Genomic DNA, 720 nt, shown 5'->3' on the forward strand with positions numbered 1-720 from the left:
TACCCGTCGCGACCATCAGTTTCGAGGGCGTTCAGGAGGATCACGACGTCTGAGAGCGTCAGGGTGCCGCACTCGCTCGGGATCATTTCCGCTGACATTTCCAGCTGAGTGCAGCGTCGGGCAACGGACGCCGACTTTGCTGCTTGAACCTTCTGGGGATACAGGCTCCTTACCTCGACGGCGGGTCGAACGTCCGAGTGTACGACGTTACCTGTCTGCCCCGGTTGGATTTCCTGAGGGTACAGACTTTGTGCCTGTCCGGCGGCAGTCATCGACGCGAAGAGCAGGGCGGATCCCAGGAGCAGCTTGAGCCGAGCAATCCGGGTAGACGAGATGATTTTTGAAAGAGTGTTCATTTGCTAGTCCTTTCTGGACTGGCCCAAGCGTCGGCATTCCGACGGCAAGTCGCTTGATGAGCGCGCCGTCAATTAAATGGATGTGGGGAGCTTGGTCAGTGTTTCCGCCAGGTGTCCGGCGGGCAGTTTCGAACATGCCACATGTGGTCGGCTTCTGTACTGATGTGTGTTAGCTGCACACAATAAGAAACCTTCGCGCGCAATGTCGAAGGCCGCCTTCCGATCCGGAAAGGCGGCCCGATCGTAGGCTTACACGCGGACCGTCACGCGAGAGCGTTTGACGCCAAGTTCAGTTCTTTGTTCGTCAAGGCGTCGTCATGTGCTTCATGCGCCTTCTCAGCGGCCCGATAGTGCTTCAGGGCCG

The 720-nt window shown here is 58.2% G+C and carries 1 protein-coding gene; it reads right to left on the reverse strand.

What is annotated here, in order from left to right; translation table 11 throughout:
- A partial coding sequence (locus tag RXV90_RS25775) for a hypothetical protein (RefSeq protein WP_316653293.1) occupies positions 1-356 on the reverse strand: 356 nt, incomplete at its 3' end.
- Positions 357-720 lie beyond the last annotated feature (364 nt).

Origin of the sequence: Ovoidimarina sediminis (assembly GCF_032586175.1) — a bacterium.
Lineage (GTDB): Bacteria > Pseudomonadota > Alphaproteobacteria > Rhodobacterales > Rhodobacteraceae > Ovoidimarina > Ovoidimarina sediminis.